We start from the raw sequence: 22,978 nt of genomic DNA, 5'->3' as shown, positions 1-22,978 counted from the left end.
ACTTTATAATGTAATCGTTTTCTTATTTTTGTCTAAATTTCTTATATTTCCTTGAAAGTCTCTAAAATAGCGCTATAATAAGACTTAGGAAAAAGGAGGAAAAAGTATGAAAGTACATTCTAATTTTACTGGACCTAGGTCCAAAAAACGTCTGATTGCATTCTCATGTGCAACTGCTCTTGCAGGTTTTGCCTTCATCGCAAAGCCTGCCTTCGCTGAAGAAGCTAAAGCTGACAACGCATCAAACCTTGATGTGACTGCTGCTACCACTGCCAATGTAGAAACCACAGCAGACCTCGTAGAAACTAAGGTTGTTGAAGCTCCTGCTACTACTGAAAAAGTTGCTAGCACTGAAAGCACTACAAATGACTCAGAACAAGCCACAACTTCTGTTGCAAGCTCTGAAACTACCAGTGAAACAGCTTCAACAACTGTAAGTGAAAGCCAAGCTCCTTCAGAATCAGCCTCTGGCCAAACACGCGAAGCTGTATCTACAGACCGAGCTGCCAGTGAGACAGCTTCAGTTAACGAAACTTCGAACAAGGAAACAAACGTCACTGGTGGTTATTACTACAGCGATAAGTATGGATACTGGCATTATAAGGATGCTAGCGGTAAAGACCTGACTGGACCACAAACTGTTGATGGCGTTAAGGTTTACTTCGATCAAGGTGGTGTTCAGGTTAAAGGGGAATTTACCTGGGACGGTCACTATTATGACAAAGATTCTGGTGCTCTTGTTACTAATAAATTCGTTGATAGTTACAGTAGCACCTATTACCTAGATGAAAATGGCAATAAAGTAATCGGACCCAAGGAAATTAATGGAGCGTGGTATTATTTTGATCAGTATGGTGAACAAGTTAAGGGTAGATTTGCTTCTGATAACCGTTATTACGACGAAAACGGAAAACAAGTGGATTTCGGAACAAATTGCTATTTCGAATTAAACGGGGAATGGTACTATGCTGGAAATGATGGTGCTATTTTAAAGGGACCACAAACCATCGATGGCGTTAAGGTTTACTTCGACCAAGGAGGTGTTCAAGTTAAGGGCTATTTTGTTAAAGATAGTACTGACAATAATGAACGCTATTATGATAAAGATACTGGTGCTCTAGCTACTAACCAATATATCATCGCCTACAACCCCTACAGACATAGAAATGAACGTTATTATGTTAACGACCAAGGAGTTCGGTTAACTGGTCCTCAAACAATTGATGGTAAACAAGTCTACTTTGATAAATACGAGGGATGCCAAGTTTTCGACAATTTTGGCGATGATGGTTACTTTTACGATCAGGACGGTAATCGTGTTGATCTTGGTGCCAATCGTTATGTGCAAATCAGAGACAATTGGTACTATGTCGGTAACGATGGAAAAATTTTAACCGGTGAACACATTATTGATGGAGCTCACGTTTATTTTGAATATGGAGGTAAACAAGTTAAAGGAGATTTTGACTATAAAAATCAATTTCACGATAAAGACTCTGGAAATCTAGTTACTAATCGTTTCGTTACCGTTAATGACAAGACCTACTTCATTGGAGCAGATAGTAAGGCTATTAAAGGAGCGACCGTCATCGACAACATTGAATACTTCTTTGACGAAAAAACTGGCGCTCAGGTTAAGGGAAATTTCGCAAGTAACAAAAAATATTATAACAGTACTACTGGTGCTCTCGTAATCAATAGTTATGTCCAAGTCGACAAAGACTGGTACTACGTAGGCAATGACGGTAAACGGCTTAAAGGTTCTCAAACCATTAACAATGTTCCTGTATACTTTGACCCTTATGATGGTAAACAAGCCAAAGGTGTCTTTGGTAATGACGGCTACTTCTACGACAAAGATTCTGGTGCTAAAATAGACCTTGGTACCAATCGCTACGTTTACATCAACGATAACTGGTACTATCTTAATGGAGAAGGAAAAATCCTTAAAGGCGATCAAACCATCGACGGGGTACAGGTTCACTTTGATCCATATTATGGCAATCAAATTAAAGGAGAATTTACCGATAGTAATGGGCATGCGGTTAAAGCAAACTCCTATACTAGCCCAGTTAAGTACTATGATAAAAATTCTGGAGCTCTTGTAAAAGGTCAATACTTTAACCACAATGGAAACTGGTACTACGCTAATGCGGAGGGGAATATCCTTAAAGGTGAACAAACCATTGATGGGGTGCACGTTTACTTTGACTCTTATGGAGTACAAGCTAAAGACGCAATCGCAGAAGGCTACTACTACGATAAAGACTCTGGTGCTCGTCACGAAGCCCCTCGTAAGCAATTTATAAAGGCTGGTGGTAAATTATACTATCTTGACGATGATAATAAGATAAGTTCTGGTTATAAAAAAATTGACGGTAAGGATTATTTTATTACAGGATATGGGGAAGTTTTAAGAGGAGAATTCGGACCTTACGGTTACGAACCATACTATGATAGTGAGACTGGGGCTGCTGTACGACAAAGAGGTTTTGTTAAATCTGGACGTAACTGGTACTACCTAGATGATGAAGGAAATAAAGTATTAGGACTTGCCAAAATAGATGGTAATCTCTACTATTTCAGTAATCCCGTCGCAACAAAATACCGAATGGGCGAACAAGTTAAAGGAGAGCTGGTGAAACCTTATAGTTTCTTCAACTATAACCGTTCACCCTATGACAATCCTGTCTACTACTTCGACGCTGAGACTGGGGCTGCTGTAACCAATCAATTCTTCAATTGGAAGGGCAATTGGTACTACTTCGGTAACGATGGAAAGGCTCTTATCTTTGACCAAGTCATCAATGGTCAACACCTCTACTTTGATTATCAAGGTAAGCAAATTAAAGGCAATTTCGTTACAGACTACAAGGGTACTCGTTATTACGATGAAAACTCTGGTGAGCTCGTAACCAACCAAACACGTACCATCAATGGTGTGACTTATCACTTTGATGAAAATGGACGTGCGAAACAATTGTAAAATAAGTCCGAAAATTGACTAAAATTATTCTTACTAGTCTTACAGATAAAAAAACAAACAAAAAGCCAAAATCAGCATTCTGATTTTGGCTTTTTGTTAGGTAAAGAATTTATTGGTCCTTTTTCAGTCTTTTTAGGTGTTTATAGAGACCGAAGGCACGATCCAGTTGCATGGATTCGATAGGACGTTTGCCCTTGATATAGAGATTTCCATTGGTCGCATTCATCAACCCTGTCTTAGCAATGGCATAACCAGTAATCATACCACTATAAAGGAATCTTTCTAGTTCCTTGACATCTAAAACTCGACTTGAAGGTTCAAGGGGACCATATTCTGCTTCATAGATATCCACAAGTCTTTTAAACTTATAGGCCGTTTTTATGGGCATATCTCCGATAGTTCCCTTTGAATAATAATGATAAAGATTCTGTGGGCTTAAGTCTGCAGAGGCTACCTCTTGACCGTTGGGCGAGTAGGGTTGGAGCTTAATGAAAGTATTGAGCTTACCAATATCGATGTGGTAGTCGCTAACATTTTCCTTAGGAATAGGGAAGTCATCCCTATCAATAATCTCCCTTCGTCTGATGGTAGCCAACAATTCATAAGGCTCAACTCTAAGTCTTTTTGAAAATTTTTCCAAAGTATCAAGCGAAACCGTTCCTTTTTGATTGATTAGGTTATAGTTGGTTTGAGCCATACCAGATGAGACTACAAATGCTGTCATACGTTCTCTGACTTCTCCCTCATCCATATCTTCCGTGATTTCCAGCTTCTTGCGAATATTGTGCCACAAGTTTTGGGTGACTTGATCAGGATCTCTTGGAAACTCAAAAACTTCATACTGATTGTCTCGAGCTAAGAGCTTTCCAAGTGTAATGTTTTTCCCAGTCACCTTGGCCAGACCATTAGTAATAGTTACAATCTTTGGGATATTTCCCTTAGGCTTGTTCATAAAGAGCATCCGAAGGCTTCCTGACGGAATCCCCGTGGCTTCTGAGAGCTCTCTGTAACTCTTTTTATCTTTCCAAAATTCCCCCATACGAGCTTTTTCTGCATTTTCCCAGAAAAGCTCCTTAAGGGGTTTGGGGGCATTCGGCTCATCCGAAAATAGTCGTTTTGACATCATTGTCTCCCTCTAAAATTGCTGTTTAAAAATTAGTCCAAATCTATTATCTCATATTTTTAATAAAAATCAAATCATTTCCTAATCAACAATCATTACAATCAGCTATTCGTTTAGAGTTTTTCTTGGGTTAATTGAGCACAAAAATTCCCCTCGTACTTAAACGAAGGGAGTTGTTTGACTAATAATTCCAGTTTACCAAGAGATAAATTAAGCTCGAGCCAAACATATCTGCTAAGGCATGAACGAGGAAAAATGGAAGCAAGTTTTTAACCTTGTATTTATAAAGGAAATAATAGAGGAGACCAAAGGCCACACCGATAACCAGAGCCCATAGCATGCCCTGATAGGTATGGAAGGACACACGAACAATGGTTGAAAAGAGTAAGACCAACCACTTATACTTGTCCTTAACCGAGGTCAAGAGTCCTAGGAAGAAAAATTCCTCGTAGAAACCGTTGAGCAACCCATAAGCAATCGCCATAGGTGACAAAGCCATAAACTTATCAATCACAGCCATAGGGCTAATAAATGCTAGAACTTGAGGACTAAAATAATTATATTGTCCTGATAAAGTACTTACCATATCAGCAAATAAGCCCATGATAGCGAAAATAAAGGGTACCCAAAAGAGAACAGACCACTTTAGACGGATTGGCAGTTGTTTAAAGTCAAAATGGCGTATCCAGAGATAAATAATCGCTAAGGCTAGGAGGATAATCTGCAAGGTGAAATTGCTAGAGTAAGCTGCTCCTTCACTGGCTGTATTTGTTGATGTCTCACTGACTGCCGTGGAAAGGTTTGGAGACAAACTCGCCAAATACATCTGTGTCGAACGGACAATAAACTGACCAAACATAATCAGCGTAACAATACCGATATCAAACCATCTCAGTTCCTTGAGCGGCTGCTCAGGATAAATTTTCTTAAGTAAAGACATGGTCCTTCCCTTCTTTCTAGTATCTTCATCGAAGACTGGTTTATTTTTTAAGGTTATTATAAGTCATAAACCTTAAAGTAACACTAAAATTTGCAGTAAGATTAGTATTTCATTTAAGGAAAGAAAAAGCAAGGGAAAGCATGTTTCCTTTGCTTCAAACACCTTATTAATCATTCTTTTTGACAACGCTAACTAAGACAAGGAGTTGGAAAATGGCTAAAGCAAATAAGACCATAAAGCCATTTCGACTACCTTGAGCTGTTGCTTGCGCAAAGCCAATCTTGTGATTAGCTTGACTCATGGCAACAATTAGAGATGCTAACGTTGTTCCCACTGCTCCTGCAAATTGTTGGAGCGTGTTAAAGATGGCATTGGCATCAGCACGTTGATCTAGCGACAGTTGTTTCTGTCCATTGGTCATGACATTACCAAAGGAAACGCCAAGCCCCGTCATAAAAATCATGTAAAAGACGAGGATCAACGTATTGGAAAGAGAGAGACCAAACAAGCTAAATAACAACTGAGCGAGTACGATAAGGGTAGCCCCAATAAGAATCGGTTTACGTGCTCCCATCTTATCTAAAATGATACCTGAGAATGGAGCGAATCCTGCACCGATAATAGCACCTGGAAGCAACATTAAAGCTGCAGAAGTTGTATTCGAGTGGTTAACCAATTGCACATAGTTTGGCAAGAGAAAACTCATCGCAAGGGATCCCAATTGGAAAGAGAAGAAAGCGATGATATGACCTGTCAGTTTACGATTTTTCAAAATGGAGAGATTGATAATAGGCTTGTCCAATGTTGTTGAACGCCAAATCAAAACGACAAGACCTAAGATACCAATCAAAAGCCAACCAAGAACTGAGAAACTAACGAAAGCATGGTCAGCAACCCCATGAAGACCTAAAATCAAACCCAAGAAAAGAAAGATAGTAGCTAGTAGACTGAGGAAATCTAAAGATTCACGTTGCACCTCACTCTTTTGCTCAATTGAGCGAATCCCTGCAATCAGTGAAGCCAAGAGAATAGGAAACTGGACGAGGAAGATAGAACGCCAACCAAAGTGCGCTGTCAAGAGACCACCAACAGTCGGTCCAATGGCTGGAGCAACGGCTGTAATCAGTGTCCCAACTCCCATCATGAAACCAATCTTACGACTTGGTACCTGCTCCAAAATGATGTTAAACATGAGAGGTAGGGCAAAACCAACACCCATCCCTTGAACCAATCGTCCCAAAACAACAAAGCCGAAACTAGGCGCTATAAAGTCGATGAGGACACCTAAAATAGACAAAAGGTTTGCGACCAGAAAGATGGTTTTCATCTTAAACGAGCGCTTGAGATAGGCAGATAAGGGAACCACACAAGCGACCACTAGGAGATAAATGGTTGTAACCCACTGTACGGTTGACGTATTGACTGAGAATGCCTTCATCAATACAGGAAAGGTGATGTTCATAGCTGTTTCACCAGCTACTCCACAAAATGAAAGGATTCCTGTCGCAAAGATGGCACACAGGACCTTGGTGGAGATTTTTTCGTCTGACATAAGTATTTGTTCCTCCTAAATAAACTTAAATATTACGGTAGTGTTGTAAAATCTTGAGAAAGACTTCTCTCTCTTTAGCTGAAAATTGCTGGGCAAACTCTTCTTCCTCTTTTCGAAGATAAGATTGACAGGCAGAAGCGATACTGAGGGCTTTATCCGTTAAAACGACCGCCTTTTGCCTAGCATCTTTTGAAGATGTGTGGCGTTCAATTAAGCCTTTCTTCTCCATTCGCTGTAAGAGCACTGTCGTTGTCGAACGCTGAATCTCAAATTCGTGCTCAATGTCCCGTTGAAAGACTTCTTGATCCGCATGATTGGTTATAAAATCAATGACAGCCATCTGATTTCCAGTCAAATCATATTGCCTAGCAAACTGGTCAAAATGACGCATCATACTGTTATTGGCTTGTTTTAACAAGCGTCCAAAATGGTCCAAAAAAATGACTCCTTAACTATATTGTTAGCTAACTAGCAGTATAGAAGAATTATTAGCTCAAGTCAATAGATTCTTTCAAAAAATAGAAAACTCAAGGACCTAGAATCCTTGAGTTGCTATATTTAGTCTTTCTTTACAGGAATTTCCTTAATCACACGCGCCGGATTTCCACCTAGAACAACATTGTCACCGAAGGACTTAGTCACAACGGCTCCTGCTCCAGCAACTACATTATCCCCTAAGGTCACTCCTGGAAGGATGGTCACGCCTCCACCGGCCCAGAAATTATCACCGATCGTAATTGGAGCACCATATTCAATGCCTGAATTACGCTCGATTGGATCAAGCGGATGCAAGGGCGTCAAAAACTGACAATTAGGGCCAATCATGGCATTGTCACCAATCGTGATAGGACAGATATCCAGCATGGTCAAATTCCAGTTAGAGTAAAAATTTTCACCGATATGGATATTAACACCGTAATCCGTAACGAACTGAGGATTCATGGCAACATTTTCACCAGTCGAACCAAACCAAGATTTGACAATCTCTGCCCTCTTGAGACGGTCAGGCTCAGCATTGAAGGCCCATTGTTTTTCTCTTGAGCTGGCTGCTAGGGCACGTAACTCAGGATCGCTAGGTTTATAAAAGTCACCTGCAATCATCTTTTCATATTCAGTTGGCATGGCATACTCCTTTTATGATTGTTTTCCTATATTGTAGTATAGAAGTGATGTTACCACAAGTGAGACCACAAAAAAATCCCAAGTGCACTAAGCAACTTGAGATTTTCTTTCTGTCTGGGCATGCCTGAGTCATTCAGGACTTTATATTATTTGTCCTTTTGATCTTTGTGATCTTTTTTATTTTTCTTTTTACGTCCGTTGCGGCCAAGTCCTAGACCTGTTACCGATACGGTGAAGCCTGCGATATTGATGGTTTCTTCAATCTTACCTTTGCTTGCTTCTTCCTCATTTGAGAGATTAATTGGCATCTTGTGTTTAGAGCCTTTACCCTCAGCTTGACTTGAAACAGGTGCTTCAAAGTCATCGCCTGGTCCATAAGTGACTGGTCCATCATGAGCTTCGACTTGCTCTTCGACTTGGTCGAGAACTTCTAGGTCTTGGATTTCTTCAACAACGATATCGTCTGCCTTGTCTTCCTTAGGTTTACCGTTAATATCGCCTGTTAATGGGATATAAACAACGGTTTCCTCAAGGTTACGTTGACCTACTGTCTTACCTTCAACCTTATCCTTATCAGCACTGTAGCCTTCTACTTCCGGAGTGATGACTGTTTCAAACTGACCTTTATTTGAAGTCCAGTAGCTTGAGCCAAGCTCTTCACCTGTAACCTTATCAATAGTCAAGCTACGTGTCCATTGAGCAGTTTGGATGTTATTGGCAGGAAGTTCTGCTTGTCCATCGCTAGATGTGTAAAGAACTGTGAAGGTTACATCTTTGATGTAGCTTTCGCGTTCTGGCCATTTGGCACCATCAGGATTTGCTGGGTTGATTGGTGTACCAGCTTCTTGGATGTTATCTGGACCTACTTGAACGGTACCATGACGAAGGGTAACCATGAAGTTTTGGTCAACATGTGAATCGCCATCAAAGATCACACCGTTTGTGAAGCCATCAGCAAGAAGGGTATAACCACGGTCGCTATAGTACTTGATACGTTCGATTGTTGAGTAGTCAATCACTTCACCTGATTTACCAAGCAAGTCGACCACTTCAAGTTTCTTACGAGTTGTACCGTCAACATAAGTGACTGTAGCTTTCTGAGCATCCTTGAGGTAAGTAACCACTTCCATGATTTCAGGTGTTTCCACAGAAACATCTGTCATTTCAGCGACTTCCATACGGTCTGGTGTAAATCCGACAACCTCTGGTGAAGGAACAGCTGAGAAGCCAGCTTGAGTACTTGACCATGCTTCATAATTGATAGCACCTGTCACAAGGTTAACGTTAGCCAAACGTTTGAAATCAAGAACTTCAACGTAGTCGTCGCTAGCCAAACCACCTTCTTCGAAGACATACTGGATGGTACGTGTCACATCGGCACGGTTTTCAAGCATCTCTACGCTATTTGGCCAAACTGGGCTATTCACATCGTTTGGATCTACGACTTCACCTGCAACTGGTGCTGGCATATCTGGGTCGATGAGAACCAAACGTTCACGAAGAACCACTTCGAAGACTTGATCAAAGTCAGAATCACCGTTGTAAGTGTGGTCAAAGGCTTCTGCATAACCATCGTTGACAAGTTCATAACCTTGTTTGAGCAAGTTTGCGATTTGTTCATCAGTAGAGTAGTCAATCTTCTCACCTGAGCTTCCGACAACAACATCACGAGTCAATTCTGACTTATCAAGCTCATTCATGTAAAGGATAATAGCTTTTTGCTCATCCTTAGCATAAACCACATTGGTATCTTGACCTGGGTGTTCTGGAGTAATAAAGGCCTTTTCAGAAATGTAACCAAGAACATCTGGAACGACTGTTTCCATAGCCATGGTTGGATCTTCAGGATCGTTGTTGTAGCTTGGAGTAGGTGCATTTTCGATTGGTGTACCATACTCATCTACTGGAATAATCTTACCAAGTTCTGTGTAAGTAACTGTATCTTCCACTTCTGGAAGGTCTGGTCGAACTTCAAGTCCACCAGCTTGACGTTTATCTGCATAGAAGCCTTCAACTACTGGAACTTCTACAACATCATAAGTGAAGCTGTCTTGATCCCAAGTGCTTGTTTGTTCCACTTGGTTAAACTTACCGTGGAAGCTGAAGCTATCTTGAATGTTGATAACTGGATCTTTGTAGCCTGCACCTTGGAAGGTAACCGTTTGTTTCGTATCTTGCGTGATATCATCCAAGATTGGTTCGTAAACCAAGGTTTGGTCCATGCTGAGGTCAATTGGCAATACCAATTCACTTTCAGCTTGGTAGCCAGCAACTTGTGGTGCTGGTGTTTCAATAACTTGCGTAGCATCTTGAGGATCATTAGCATAATGAACTGGCTCTGCATCCGCTATTGGATTACCAAAGGTATCAACATGGATAATCTTACCGAGTTCTTTATAGACAACACTGTCTGTGGCTTCTGGTTTATCAGGTGTAACAACCTGCATACCAGCCACAGCCTTGTCCGCATAGTAACCTTCGATAACTGGGACATTAACCTTAGCATAGGTATGGCTGTCTTGATCCCAAGTGTAAGTGTCTTCTGCTTGGTTGTATTTACCAGTGAAGGTAAAGTCAGACTGAATATTAACAGACGGTGTTGCTTCTCCAGCACCTTTGAAGAAGACAGTTTGCAAGGTTGGTTGCGTTACATCTTCAAGGATTGGAGCGTACTCAACAAGAATATCGTCTGTCAAGCTCTCAGGCATGACACTTTGTTGCATTGGACGGTAACCCGGAATGTGAGGAACAAGTGTCTCACTAACCTTAGTTGGGTTATTGGCATCGTTGTTGAAGGTTGGCGTTGGAACGTTTGGAATCAGGCGTCCATTCGCATCAATAGGAATAATCTTACCAAGTGGAACGTAGGTAATGGTTTCTTCGATGTTATCTTCAGTAACCTCTCTACCTTTAACTTCTACTCTATCTGCAAAATAGCCTAAAACAACTGGTGCATAGATGTCATAATACTTGGTCTTGTTTGGTGACCATTCTGTCTCATCAACAAGCTCACCTGTAACCTTGTCAAAGGTAAGGGTACGGACCCAATAAGCCTTTTGCACATCGGCATCCGGCAAATCCGCATTGCCATCGGTACTCTTGTAAAAGACTGTGAAGCTTACTTCTTTCTCGTAAGCATACTTAGATGGCCACTTTGGTCCATCTGGATTATTAGGATTGATTGGAGTATCTGGGACTTGTTCATGGTCAGGCCCTATCTTGGCATCATCGTGTTGCAAGAAGACAAACCACTCTTGATCATCAATATCCTTGTCATCAAAAATGGCATCTTTAGGGAATTCGTCCTGAATCAAGTCATATCCCATGTCCTTGAAAGTCTTGATACGTGTTGCTGTTCCGTATTCAATCGCTTCACCCAATTCACCGGTCAACTGGTCACTAACCAAGTAAGCTCCGGTAGTTTCATCAATATAAGTGATGCTGGCTTTCTTGAAAATTTTACGATACACAACCGGAGTATCCCCTCCTGGTTTGTTCGGTACTACACTTTTAATATCTGTCATATAATCTTGAACAGCTGGTGTTGCTGTCTCACCCGCCTTTCGTGGATCTTTTTTGTTATTGTTATACTGCTTAGTCAAAGCACCTGGAATATATTCCCCATCTTCTGTCACAGGGATAATGCGTCCCAATTTCCTATAGGTCACATGTTCCGTTACCGTTGGCACATAGGGTGTGACAACGTTAAAACCCGCTTCCTTTTGGTCAGCGAAATAGCCCTGGACAACTGGTACCGGTATCTTAGGATAGGTATAACTGTCCTTGTCCCATTCGATTAAACCAGTCTTCCTATCTCTAGTTCCCGTAAAGACATGGTTTTCCATGACTTCAGAATCTGGAGTTTGCGAATCCGCTCCTTGAAAAATAATCTCTTGCTTAGATGGAATCCTCACGGTTTCCGATTGGGCATGACTATCAAAGAGAGCTTCGTCAGCTCTAGCAAAATCTAATGGAGAGGGGGCACGGTGGTCAGAGTGACGTTTTGGGCTAGTCAATAATTTAGAAAGATCTATAGTATCAACTAAATCAGTGTTCCCTGATCCGTGTGCGACATGCTCTTCGGCAGTTCTTGCTGCTGCTTCAGTCGCATCTTCCCTATAGGCTCTCAAAAATACTCCCCCTTTCTTCTTTTTATGAGAAATAAAATCCTATACTTGCCAAGTTCTCATGGAAATCTTTTCTATTAAGATTCCATTTTCCCTCAGAGAAGCTAACAAGCTTTTATCAAAAAATTAAATTTTTTGATATCTCTTATATATACTATAATACGAGAATCGAATTTTTACAAGTAAGGTGTAAGAACTTTAATCATTTTAACCCCTAAGTGAAAAAATAGCGTTTTAATGTGTAATATCTATCAAATAATTTACGAAAGTGGCATCAAAATGAGACTACACCGATATGATAAATGACGAGTCTTTAATGGAGTTTTTTCTCCCTAAAGACACTCTCTTAAGAAATACACTATAAACTATCACAACTACTTCTCATCTTTGAAAGGCTAGAACCTTACCTTAGTTTATAAGGAAAGAACCTAAGAGAATGGCACAGAAAAAGTCTGTACCTGGCCCTCAACTATGAAATGCTAAGAGTTAACTAGTATTGCTTTTAGTATAGAATGACTTTGATGCTTCATCAATAGATTGGAACCATTTAATGAGACTCCCTAGTTTCTCAACTTTCACGTATTAAGTTGTAAATAATTAATAACTTTTTTTGCATGATGACTTATTCAAGGGATTGCAGATGTAACGACCACTGTCAGACTATTATGACTAACTCAAAATAGTTTTAAAATCACTAGTTTCAGTCATCACCAAATCCTTAACGAAATCCAAACATGCCATAAAAACCGAGACTACTGTCTCGGTTCATACAGTTTAGAAACGATTAAATTTGACCTCGGCCTTCACCGTCAAAGTAAACCCACCATCCTGGACTCACTTCAACCCAACGGTTGACAGCCATTTCACCTGAATTTGGATCAAAGTAACGAACAACACCGTTCACGCGAACCAAATGACCTTTGATTTGTTTACCATTGTTATCAAAGAGGAGGTTTTGACCATTGATATTAACCATGCCTTTGACAGCATTACCATTACCATCGAAGTAATACCAGCTACCATCAATTTCGTGGAATCGATTACGGTAAAGCTCACCTGAGTTTACATCATAGTAACGAAGGTTGCCATCTACGTTTGCCAAAGCACCTTTGACCTGACGGCCATTTTGATCAAAGTAGAGGTCTTGACCATTGATGTTTTGTGAACCTTTTACAGCCGTACCATCATTATTGAAGTAAGCCCAAACACCTGGTTCGATTTCTGCGAATCGGTTACGAGCCATCTCACCTGAGTTAGCATCATAGTAACGGATAGCACCATTCTCGTTAACAGTACGCCCTTTAACTTGGACACCATTGTTGTCGAAGAAGAGTTCTTGACCATTGATGTTTTGGTGACCTGTCACACGTTTACCATTACCATCATAGTATGCCCAAACGTTATTACCAATTTGTACGAATTGGTTACGGCCTGATGTATTGTTATTGTTATCTGGTTTTGGATCTTGTTTACCATTTGCACTCAAGACACCGTTTTGGTCGTAGTAGAATACTTGACCTCTACGGTTTTGACGATAACCATCACGCAATTGCACACCATTAGCGAGGAAGAAATATTGTTTACCATCGATAGTCTTTTCTCCGACTGCCATACGACCTGAGTTATCAAAGTAGTAAACATTTCCGTCGTTATCTTTGATGAAGGCATTCTTAGCATATTGGCCATTGTTATAACGGTATCTTACAGAGAAGAGACGTTTTTCAAACTTACCACTGCCGTCACCATTTTGATTATCTCCATTTGTTGATTGGTTGCTTCCTACTACTTTTGGAAGGCTAACCTTACCGCCATTTGTACCGTAGTAACCGTTGAGGCCATTCTTAAGTACGTACTCTGAGCCACGGTCAAGAATGTTAGTACCATTCATGTATTTAGCAGACCACTTTGTAATCTTCTCATCAGTTGTCATGCGTTTACCAGTAGAGATTTGAACGCGGTCAAAAATTTGTGGGTAGAGACGTTTCAATTCATCAAGGAAGGCACCACCATATTTACCTTGGTAGTCATTACCAAAGGTACGTGTTTTAGCAGCGTAGAGGCTATGATCGATGATTGCACCATCTTTAGTTTCACCATAGTTATTAACACGAGTTGCAGTAACCACTTCATCACCTGGAAGGTTGTAGATTTGGTCTGGAACCCAGTCAGCAATCGCTGAGATACCTACAGCGTGGAGTGATTTAAGAGCTGCTTTCAAGTCAGCCAATGAACCGTACTTATTGTCCTTACTCATACCAATATCATAACGGTCTGTAAAGGCATAACCATTTTGGATTACTGAGTCAAGGAAGCTACCGTCATCACTTGAAACGTACTGTGGTGCAAATTCGAATGATGTGATACCCCATGATTTGAAGAGGTTTGCATTTTCAGCAATCTTCTTATTAGTGTATTGTGATGGATTTTGAACGAAGTCTTGGAAGTTAGAGAAACCTTCGTAGATAACTTGTGAATCAAGGGCAGCATTTGATTCGTAAACCAAACCACTGCTGTTCTTTTCTTTACTTGGTGCTACACGCACGTCTTGATTTTCAGAAGCACCTACTGGTACCCAAACGGCAAGGTAACCATCAACTTGAGGGTTACGGATACCACGAATTTCATTTGCACTAAATGTCAAATTACCGTTGCCATCAGTGTATTTAACAATACCGTTAGCATCGCTGTCATTCAAGTAAGTAGCCACACCATCGTTTGTTGTCAAAAGCAATGGACGATAAGCTTGGTTACGGTGAGCCGCACCCATGTTAATTGTCAAGTTGCTTGTCAAACGAAGGGCAGGTTGGTTTGAAACGATAACTGCCATACCTTGGTTACGTGTCTCTGCCGTACCAGTATCAGAAGCACTGTTAGCCCCTGTACCATAACGTACAGATGTCAAGACACCTGCAGCATCCCAACCATTAGTATTACCATAACCGATGTAGTTAACCTTCATATCTTGACCACCGGCTGCATAGCGGATACGGCCTTTCAAGAGGGTTTCGATAGCATCATAATATGGTGATTTTTGAGCCATATATTGACCATCATCTGTGTACATGTCTCCATAGTAAACACGTGGCACAGTGTCCTTATGCGTAAGCATCAAGGCATATGCTGATGGGATGTTATATTGTGTGTATTGCTTGTTAGCACTACGCATGTCTTTGTTGTAGATTTCAAAGGCTTTCTTCATTTCATCAAGCGTGAAGGTATTCCCTGTTGATTGAGGGTTGATTTCATTTTTGATGATTTGACCAATGATTGATTGTACCTCTGAATCGTGAGCACGAACAAAGGCGTAGTTAGCCATGCGTTTAGAGTTTTTACCACTTTCAGAACGGTCATTCAAACTATTTGAAATGAGTGGTTCAACCCCTGAGCGGTTACCAATTGGACGCAAGAGTGAATATACCAATGCTAAGTGCATAGGGTCATCCATTGGCAATTGGGCACCTTTAGTGTCTTCATTGTAATAGGCATCGTTGTGAGACCATGCTTCCAAGATAGACAAGTGTTTAATGGCTTGATCTTGACTTTGATCAGCACCATATTTAGCTTTGAAATAATCTGAAGCAATTTGGAGAAGGTCAGCATTGACATTATCCACGGCATCGACACGAACACCATCGAAGTTTTCATCTTCAGAACCACCAGTAATAGTACCGATGTTCATGATGTAGTGGAGCCAGTTCAACTGCTCAGCCTGAACCGCTGGATTTGAGTTGTCAATATCATTTGCCAACAAGAACTCGAAACCACCGTTACTTGTATCCTTAGTATACTTAGGATTGTGTTTACCTGTTTGACTAGTTGGTGTGCGGTTCAAAAGACGATAATCTGAGTTAGCATGGCTTGTACGACTATCGTTGTTATAGAGAAGGGCACCACCTTGCAAGTGGTCATTATTATCAAGGTTTTCAGAAGTTGAATTCCAACCTGGTTGGGTCTTCACGAAATTTTTGATAGTTGTACGCAACCAGTCAGTGTTACCTTCACGCGCAATACGTTCTTCAATACGCTTTTGAACTTCAAGTGCTGCTTGGTCCATTTGGGTTTGTGAGCTGAATGACGTATAGGTCTGATTGGTACCGAGACCTTGCTCCTTCATGTAGTTGAGGTAGCTCGCTTGGATAGCCTTGCTTGGCCACCAAACTGTAAGCAATGGACGTTTGTCATTTTCAGTTGAGGCAGTCCACTCTTTACCATCTTTCAAGATTTCTTTTGGACGGTACCATGTGTTGGCAGTGAAGTAACCATCAACAAGTTCGATATCTTTATCAGTTGTACCGTAAAAGGCATTTTTATCACCATTTACAGTAACGTTTGTGTTTGTGCTGTCAGCTGATGAACCTGTTCCACCGTTCTTATCGAAACGGTATTCTTTTTGGTTAGACAATTCACCAGTTTCAGCGTTAAAGTATTGGCTTCCACCGATACGTTCAAGAACATAGTTCTTACGAATAGTGCCATCATCTTCAACGTAGTATTGTTTTCCATTAATAGTTTTGATGTGGCTTGGACCATCAGTTACGACATTATTAGTTGCTGGAAGGTCGTTATTTACTACTGTGACAGTATTGTTGGCATTATTTGTATTGCCGTTAACTGGGGTAGCACGACGGCCTCCTGTAGGACCACGGCGAGCACCAGTCGCACGACGTTCAGTTGTCGCTGCGCGATCAGTAACTGTTGTTGTGTCAGTTGTAGTATTGTTATTTGTTGTATCAACAGCTGTATCATTGGTTGCTGTTGTATCGTTTGTAGTTGCCGCACGATCAGTACCGACAGTCGCTACCGTATCAACAGCATTCGCTGCAACTGTATTTGTTGTATCAGTTGTCAAATCGAAAGTTGCTGTTGGAGTTGCTTGGTCAGTTGCGACATCGTTTGTCGCTGCAACTGCTGTAGTTGGATCCTGAGCAGCCGTTGTATCGTTAGATACAGTACCCGTATCAACAGTAATATCGGGGATGGCTACAGTAGCATCCGTATGTTCGTCTGCCTGAACGACACCGTCGTTAGTTCCTAAAGAAACCGCTGAGACTGCACCGAGAGACAAACCTGTCACTGCGATGGTTACCCATTGTTTCTTAACTTTGTGCATTTTATAATGTACTTTTTTGTCCATAATAAAAAGACTCCTTTTTCCCATTTATAGCTTCATTCTAAATCATTGAAAGCTTTTTTTCAATAAGATTCGATAAATTTTCATATTTTTTAGAAAAGTCCTTTTGTTGTTTTAATAATATTAGTTTTTGATGAGTATTTAGAAATATAAAATATTCATTTTTTATCGTTGAGGGAAAGAGAATTGGGAAACTATAGCTATTTAGAATTATTCTTGATAAGCTTTTTTGCTTTTAACCTTAATCCAAGAGAATCTAATGGAAAAAGACCAGATTCTTAAGACTTCTCCTCTTGAAACACTTAAAAACACTAACTTAAGCAATATATCAGGCTGTAGAGATGATGTCTTTTTTAGGATAATTTCTCATACTGAAAATAAATTCTAACTATCTAAGCCATTCACTACTTACTGAGCTGTAAGAGGAAGTTATAGATTATCTCATGCGTCAGGAAGAGGTTGAAAATATTACCCTCAAGGCTATTGCCAATGAACTCTTTATTTCTTCTTCTACTGTTATCCGTGCTTGCAAGAAACTAGGTTACCAGACCTATAATGAACTACGGTATGACCTGCGTTTATCAAAAGAACTTAAGAAGAATCAAGCCAAATTAGAACATAACTCCTTTGAACAACTCAAAGAACAACTCCACGTCGAGTTCGAACATACCTTATCCATCCTCTCAGAGCAAGATTTCCAAAGCTTTGCAGATAAGATTCTTGAGGCTAGACGTATTTTCTGTATCGGCGTGGGATCTAGTTACATGCCTATGACCGACTTCAACCGCAAATTGAAACTGATCAACATTTGGACCAACGATTATTTTGAACAATTCAGTATTGAACGTATTAAAGTTATTGTGACACCTCAGGACGTCATTATCGTCTTCTCACTCGGTGGAAAAAGCAAGGATGTCAATAACAGTATCTTACAAGCCAAAAGACATGGGGCAACTGTCTTAACTATTACTACTTTAGGCAATCACCTACTTTCTAAAATCAGTGATCACATGATTTTTGTCTATGATGCCCCAAAAAACGTGAAAATCTGCGTTCGCATTTGATGTTCAATTTGGTTGGAAACTTGTTATTTGAAGTCATTCTAACAGAGCAACAACGTCGCTCATCCAGGTAAAATGTAATACTAAATTAGGAGGTCAGTTAAAGCTGACCTCCTTTTTCTATTTTATTGTTGCTGTTTGTTTTTGAAACTTTCACAACATCTCCAAATCAAAAAACACCTCCTAGCTAGACTGCATATCTAACATGAAGGTGTTTTTTACTGTGCTTATCTGAGCATTGTAAAGACTATTACAATCCTAAAATACTAATAATCTTCGTCCTCTTCTTCATCTTTCTTCCGTTTGGCAAGAAAGACAAGACCAGTTGCCGTCGCTAAGGCACTGAAGAGTGTAGCTAACGACGATTCAGTTTCTCCAGTCTTCGGAAGTTGTTTGGCTTCAGTATGATCCTTAGGAGACATACTTTCAGAGCTTGAAGCACTAGCTACAGACGTAGGTGATGAATCACTAGCACTGATTGACACACTTTGAGATGCAGAGATACTTGCACTCGTTGAGGCACTCTGTGACGCTGAAGTACTTGCGGACTCACTGGCGCTGGTTGATGCACTCATGGAAGCACTGGTACTTGCTGAAGTTGAAGCACTTACTGATAGAGAAATCGAGGCCGATACTGACACACTAATCGAATCAGAAACAATAACACTATTAATATCAACACTGTCAAGGGAGTGAATCGCAGGTTCTCCCATACTTGTGATAACTGAGCTTGATGCCGACGTACTTGCTGACTCGCTGGCGCTGGTTGACGCACTCATGGAGGCAGACGTACTTGCGGACTCTGAGGCGCTGGTTGAGGCGCTTTGCGATGCGGACGTGCTGGCTGACTCACTGGCGCTGGTTGACGCACTCATGGACGCTGACGTACTTGCTGACTCGCTCGCACTTGTTGATGCACTCATGGAAGCACTGGTACTTGCGGATTCACTCGCACTTGTTGAGGCACTCATGGATGCTGACGTACTTGCGGATTCGCTCGCACTTGTTGAAGCGCTCATGGATGCCGACGTACTTGCGGACTCTGATGCGCTCGTTGAAGCACTCATTGAGGCACCGGTACTTGCTGACTCACTGCCGCTGGTTGAGGCACTCATCGATGCTGACGTACTTGCTAACTCACTTGCACTTGTTGAGGCACTCATCGAGGCACTGGTACTTGCGGATTCGCTCGCACTCGTTGAGGCACTCATCGAGGCACTTGTCGATGCGCTCATTGAGGCCGATGTACTTGCGGATTCGCTCGCACTTGTTGAGGCACTTTGTGAGGCGCTAGTACTTGCGGATTCACTGGCACTCGTTGAAGCACTTTGCGATGCTGAAGTGCTGGCTGATTCTGATGCACTGGTTGAAGCGCTCATGGAAGCACTTGTACTTGCAGATTCGCTGGCGCTGGTTGAGGCACTTTGTGACGCCGACGTGCTGGCGGACTCACTTGCACTCGTTAATGCGCTGTGTGAAGCTGAAACACTTTCAGAGGTTTTTTCCGATTCACTTGTGGACACACTTTCCGAAGCACTGGTACTTGCTGATTCCGAGGCACTCGCTAAGGCACTCATTGATGCTGATGTTTTTGCGGATTCACTGGCGCTGGTTGAGGCTGACATACTATCCCTATTAGGGGTAACTGTATAGGGTACCTCCAATTCATAAGTGCTACTTAGGCCTGTCCCGTCAGGTAAGGTTGTAAATCTAACAGAATAATAGTGTTGTCCAGGAGTACTAATATCTGGTAAGTCTGAGCTGACAAAATTTGCAGATAAGATGGCTGATTGTGAAACCGAATCTGTACTATACCATTCACTTGGCGTATAGCTATTATAATAATCCTCATCATCAACATCTTGTTCAAATGTATGAGAAACACCCTTCACCTCAATAACTTTATGTTTAAGAGTAGTTGTACTCACCAACAACTCTGAACTATTTGAAGTTGTCCCATAACGACCAACATCATAGGTTCGGGTAATCGTATAGTTAAATTCACCTGCCGTTGCCGTTGACAATGGCAGAGTTGTCGTTGTTGAAGATGTAGAGTTATTGGTCCATTTGGTTGTGTAAGATTGGTCTGTCACATCAGATGTGAGATACGCATCTGCATTTGAACCATTGTGAAGATTTTGACCTTTAAAATCATAAATAGGTGTTTTAGCCTCAATCTTAGGTAAAACCTTATAATTCACATTAACGGTTTGCACAGAACCGTCTGAATAGGTTACTTTTGCAACAGCTGTTTGATTCCCCGAAGTAGTCGTTGAAATCGGTGTTGACCAAACCAGACTATAACCAGAGGCAGCAGGTGTTGTACTTTCATTTGAAGCAACCGTCACAAATTTACTTACATCAGAAAGATCCGAAGCTGTTTCACCCTGCAACGTGTACACAGTTGTTGCTTTGGCAGAGGCTGTGTAAATTTCGTTTTGTCTGATTTTATGGAAAGCATAGGTAATTCCTTGGTTACCCGTAACAACTTTCACAGTGTTACCAAAAAGATAGCCCTTAGCCGTAGAAACGTTTGTCGCTTTTAGAGTATAACCACTAATAGCAAGGTATTCTCCCAAATCTACATTTGTTCCAGGAGTTTTCTGAATCAACACTTCATCTTTTCCAGGAATCTCTTCCCCAGTGTCTGCATCGATGAATTTCACTGTAATGTAGGCACCCTGAGCTGAATAATCAAACTTCTCCAACTGGAATTGCTGTAAATTATAACCGGAACCCGTCGACCCAAAGAGGGCAAAGGCCATTTCATCAGGATAACCCGCATTTTGCAAGAGGCTTCTGCTCTTATTCTCATATTTTAGGGCACTTGCATTTGGATGACCATCAACAGGCATATCACTATTAACAGCTATGGGATCATTGTTTAGATTCATAGACCAGGTTTGTCCATTATAGGTGACTGTCATCACCTTGGTATCCCCATCATAGACAACCTTATAGTCCTTCAATGAATTATCTGTAGGACCTTCCCCATTTAACTTCGTAATGGTGCGGATAACAGGGTAAACACTTCCACGTGCCGTACTATTTGATCCATTATAGTTATAAGTAAAGCCTCCAAAAGCTCCTTTTAGATAACCCGAATACTTAGGATCAGCAGAGGCCTTATTTTCAGGTTTAGGCGCACCAGTATTGTGCCAAGTATCTAGTTTGAAACCGAAAGAACCTTTGAGGTTATCTCCTCCCATCCCAAGACTGGCACCTGATCCATTACCGTTGGCATTTCCAATTTCTCCGATAGCACCTGTTGAGAATACCGCAGCAATTCCATCACCACCCGCATGACCATTGTTATTACGACCTTCGTAAGCCTCTCCGAGGTTAATTTTCCCTGTGAGAGTGAAACTTTCGTTCATATCAATCTTCGTGTTTAGGGTATAGGCACCTGCCTGACTTGGCGCACTAGGCGTCAAGGTCAAAATCCCATTACTTAAAGAGGCATCTCCAGTTGTTTTAAAGTAGGTGGATTGATTCTTATTGGTTACAATCAAATGCGCCTTAGGATCATAGGTTGCATTTCCCAGTGAAGCGTTTGTATCGTAGGATGCACGTAAGGTATTGGCAGCAGTAATCCGTGCTCCATTCCGGTAATCACGAGCACCAGAACTTGCGCGTAACACTGTATTGACCACAGTATTACGTGTTCTAGTAGCTTCAGAGATAAGGGCGTTGAGGTCAGCGTTTGGATCTGTCAAAGCATTTTGAATCGCTTCAATCGTAGCATTTCCTTTTAGAAGGGCACTTTCCGCTCCTTCACGATTGCCTAGTTTCCCTAGATAGGTTCCAATTTCAGTAGACAGTGAGGTAAGCTTTGCCTCTTGCTCTTGACGCTTCTTATCCGCCTCAATACTCACCGCCACAGCAGTATTAGCTACTGCTGTAGCTTCTGAAGCTACTTCTGCTGCTTGTGCTGAGACTGTCGGTACTGACGCTCTTGGTGTTAAATCTGATAAACGTGATGCCTCATTGGTATCTAAGCCTTCTGAACGCATTGAGCCTGCACCACTCTCAGACCCCGTCTGGCTCGTAGCAGTAACATGACTACTTGATGTCTCACTGGCTCGCCCTGTCGCCTTTGAGCCACTCATTGAAACTGAAGTAGATTCCGAAGCTTTCTGTGAAGCCGAAGCACTGGTGCTGGCTGACTCACTCGCACTTGTCGAAGCTGACGTACTAGCAGAGGTTGAGACTGAGGTCGAAAGGCTTGTTGATACTGACGCAGAAGCCTGATGACTTGCCGATAGCGATAGTGAGACTGAGTCTACTGAGTTTGATACTGAATCTGTGGCTGAGGCTGACTGGCTAACAACATCTCCTCTGACTGCAGATTCTGTAATAGCTCCAGAATGACCCAAAACCGCTGAATCAGAAGCTGCCAAAACATCTGTCGTAGGACTAACCGTATGCTCTACCGCTGATGGACTTGTTGCTTCATCAGCTTGAACCACATAAGTCGCTACTCCTCCACCTAGTAGAGCTCCTGTTGCGGCTACTCCCTTTAAAAGTCTGTCACTTGTGACTAAAGGTACTTCTTCCTCAACTTGATGAACTGATACAGATGACGCATCCACACGACCACTTATTATCTTAAAAAGCCCAAAGTGAGAGGTTGCGGCACGTAACCAATGTTTCCCTGACTTTACCAATTTAAAACGTGTCACACGATCAGTTTCTCGGTACTGACCCTCATTTCTTCTAAAAAACATATATACACCTTTTCATTTTTAGCTAGTTTATTAGCACATTACTGTCTATTTTATCATATCCCTAACCAAAAAATCTAATATAGTATCTTATTTTTTTGAATTTTTTATCGCCCTTTCCTACATTGCTTTTACAAGCCTAAGAAAGGGCGATCTCCCAGAATGATAACAATGAAAAGTTTTCGATAGAATATGATATCTCTCGAAAAAAA

The 22,978-nt window shown here is 41.3% G+C and carries 10 protein-coding genes; 2 read left to right on the top strand and 8 right to left on the bottom strand.

Annotation, left to right across the window (positions count from 1 at the left end; translation table 11 throughout):
* Nucleotides 1–106 precede the first annotated feature (106 nt).
* Nucleotides 107–2,986, top strand: coding sequence for a glucosyl transferase (locus tag NST80_RS03230; RefSeq protein ID WP_070579141.1), 2,880 nt, complete (start codon nucleotides 107–109; stop codon nucleotides 2,984–2,986).
* 109 nt (nucleotides 2,987–3,095) lie between these two features.
* On the opposite strand, the gene NST80_RS03225 is transcribed toward NST80_RS03230, so the two are convergent.
* From NST80_RS03225 to NST80_RS03195, 7 genes are all read right to left on the bottom strand, one after another.
* On the bottom strand, nucleotides 3,096–4,109 hold the full coding sequence (locus NST80_RS03225; RefSeq protein WP_073688665.1) for a hypothetical protein: 1,014 nt from the start codon (nucleotides 4,107–4,109) through the stop codon (nucleotides 3,096–3,098).
* A 181-nt stretch (nucleotides 4,110–4,290) separates the two neighbouring features.
* On the bottom strand, nucleotides 4,291–5,049 hold the full coding sequence (locus tag NST80_RS03220) for a CPBP family intramembrane glutamic endopeptidase (RefSeq protein WP_183138148.1): 759 nt from the start codon (nucleotides 5,047–5,049) through the stop codon (nucleotides 4,291–4,293).
* A gap of 166 nt (nucleotides 5,050–5,215) precedes the next feature.
* Complete coding sequence (locus NST80_RS03215) at nucleotides 5,216–6,601, bottom strand: MFS transporter (protein ID WP_164373251.1); 1,386 nt, start codon at nucleotides 6,599–6,601, stop codon at nucleotides 5,216–5,218.
* 25 nt (nucleotides 6,602–6,626) lie between these two features.
* Nucleotides 6,627–7,037 (bottom strand): MarR family winged helix-turn-helix transcriptional regulator, encoded by a 411-nt coding sequence (locus NST80_RS03210; protein WP_183138147.1) that lies wholly within the window; start codon nucleotides 7,035–7,037, stop codon nucleotides 6,627–6,629.
* Between the two features lie 122 nt (nucleotides 7,038–7,159).
* Nucleotides 7,160–7,723 carry a sugar O-acetyltransferase gene (locus NST80_RS03205; RefSeq protein WP_164373249.1) on the bottom strand — a complete coding sequence of 188 codons (564 nt, stop codon included), beginning with the start codon at nucleotides 7,721–7,723 and terminating at the stop codon, nucleotides 7,160–7,162.
* A 146-nt stretch (nucleotides 7,724–7,869) separates the two neighbouring features.
* Nucleotides 7,870–11,853, bottom strand: a complete 3,984-nt coding sequence (locus tag NST80_RS03200; protein WP_183138146.1) for a hypothetical protein — start codon at nucleotides 11,851–11,853, stop codon at nucleotides 7,870–7,872.
* A 781-nt stretch (nucleotides 11,854–12,634) separates the two neighbouring features.
* Nucleotides 12,635–16,984, bottom strand: a complete 4,350-nt coding sequence (locus tag NST80_RS03195; protein ID WP_183138145.1) for a glycoside hydrolase family 70 protein — start codon at nucleotides 16,982–16,984, stop codon at nucleotides 12,635–12,637.
* Nucleotides 16,985–17,424: 440 nt separating this feature from the next.
* Between NST80_RS03195 and NST80_RS03190 the strand changes: the two genes are divergently transcribed.
* Entirely contained in the window at nucleotides 17,425–18,045 is a 621-nt protein-coding gene (locus NST80_RS03190; protein WP_002886916.1) for a MurR/RpiR family transcriptional regulator, read from the top strand.
* Nucleotides 18,046–18,308: 263 nt separating this feature from the next.
* Here the strand turns inward: NST80_RS03190 and NST80_RS03185 are convergent, their stop codons facing one another.
* Complete coding sequence (locus tag NST80_RS03185) at nucleotides 18,309–22,769, bottom strand: accessory Sec-dependent serine-rich glycoprotein adhesin (RefSeq protein ID WP_342504634.1); 4,461 nt, start codon at nucleotides 22,767–22,769, stop codon at nucleotides 18,309–18,311.
* Between the last annotated feature and the right edge of the window lie 209 nt (nucleotides 22,770–22,978).

It is taken from the genome of Streptococcus sp. FSL K6-1323 (assembly GCF_038630745.1).
Taxonomy (GTDB): domain Bacteria; phylum Bacillota; class Bacilli; order Lactobacillales; family Streptococcaceae; genus Streptococcus; species Streptococcus salivarius_D.
This window is presented reverse-complemented; position numbering and strand designations above follow the sequence as displayed.